Origin of the sequence: Vreelandella nigrificans (assembly GCF_002374315.1) — a bacterium.
Classification (GTDB): Bacteria; Pseudomonadota; Gammaproteobacteria; order Pseudomonadales; family Halomonadaceae; genus Vreelandella; species Vreelandella nigrificans.
In genome coordinates, this window is the sequence record NZ_NWUX01000047.1 from 1 (window position 1) to 1835 (window position 1835).

Here is a 1835-nt window from a genome sequence, read left to right on the forward strand (position 1 = left end):
AGCTCTTTAACAATTTGATCAGGTAATTCATGTGGGCGCTTGCCGATGAGGGTGATAAATCACCAAATATCAAGGCAAGCGGTCATGAAGACGAAAGTTTGAATGAATTCGTTTGAACCTTGAGCCAAGTTTGATGCGCTTTTGTTGTTCGTAAACATTACGTTTTCGGGTGACGAGTAAGCATCACAATGATTTTAAACTGAAGAGTTTGATCATGGCTCAGATTGAACGCTGGCGGCAGGCCTAACACATGCAAGTCGAGCGGTAACAGGGGTAGCTTGCTACCCGCTGACGAGCGGCGGACGGGTGAGTAATGCATAGGAATCTGCCCGGTAGTGGGGGATAACCTGGGGAAACCCAGGCTAATACCGCATACGTCCTACGGGAGAAAGGGGGCTTCGGCTCCCGCTATTGGATGAGCCTATGTCGGATTAGCTAGTTGGTGAGGTAATGGCTCACCAAGGCGACGATCCGTAGCTGGTCTGAGAGGATGATCAGCCACATCGGGACTGAGACACGGCCCGAACTCCTACGGGAGGCAGCAGTGGGGAATATTGGACAATGGGCGGAAGCCTGATCCAGCCATGCCGCGTGTGTGAAGAAGGCCTTCGGGTTGTAAAGCACTTTCAGCGAGGAAGAACGCCTAGTGGTTAATACCCATTAGGAAAGACATCACTCGCAGAAGAAGCACCGGCTAACTCCGTGCCAGCAGCCGCGGTAATACGGAGGGTGCGAGCGTTAATCGGAATTACTGGGCGTAAAGCGCGCGTAGGTGGCTTGATAAGCCGGTTGTGAAAGCCCCGGGCTCAACCTGGGAACGGCATCCGGAACTGTCAAGCTAGAGTGCAGGAGAGGAAGGTAGAATTCCCGGTGTAGCGGTGAAATGCGTAGAGATCGGGAGGAATACCAGTGGCGAAGGCGGCCTTCTGGACTGACACTGACACTGAGGTGCGAAAGCGTGGGTAGCAAACAGGATTAGATACCCTGGTAGTCCACGCCGTAAACGATGTCGACCAGCCGTTGGGTGCCTAGCGCACTTTGTGGCGAAGTTAACGCGATAAGTCGACCGCCTGGGGAGTACGGCCGCAAGGTTAAAACTCAAATGAATTGACGGGGGCCCGCACAAGCGGTGGAGCATGTGGTTTAATTCGATGCAACGCGAAGAACCTTACCTACTCTTGACATCTACAGAAGCCGGAAGAGATTCTGGTGTGCCTTCGGGAACTGTAAGACAGGTGCTGCATGGCTGTCGTCAGCTCGTGTTGTGAAATGTTGGGTTAAGTCCCGTAACGAGCGCAACCCTTGTCCTTATTTGCCAGCGCGTAATGGCGGGAACTCTAAGGAGACTGCCGGTGACAAACCGGAGGAAGGTGGGGACGACGTCAAGTCATCATGGCCCTTACGAGTAGGGCTACACACGTGCTACAATGGCCGGTACAAAGGGTTGCGAGCTCGCGAGAGTCAGCTAATCCCGAAAAGCCGGTCTCAGTCCGGATCGGAGTCTGCAACTCGACTCCGTGAAGTCGGAATCGCTAGTAATCGTGAATCAGAATGTCACGGTGAATACGTTCCCGGGCCTTGTACACACCGCCCGTCACACCATGGGAGTGGACTGCACCAGAAGTGGTTAGCCTAACGCAAGAGGGCGATCACCACGGTGTGGTTCATGACTGGGGTGAAGTCGTAACAAGGTAGCCGTAGGGGAACCTGCGGCTGGATCACCTCCTTAAACGATGCATCATCCCTCGCGGTAAGCGCTCACAATGAATTACCTGATCAGAATGCTGTTGATGAGCAGTGATAAACGCTCTTTCACGTTAAAAAAGAAGAAAGGT

At 53.2% G+C, this 1835-nt stretch carries 1 rRNA gene; it reads left to right on the plus strand.

Features of this window, described 5'->3' with window-relative positions:
- The first annotated feature begins 196 nt into the window (after positions 1–196).
- Positions 197–1729, plus strand: a 16S ribosomal RNA gene (locus CPA45_RS22330).
- Positions 1730–1835 lie beyond the last annotated feature (106 nt).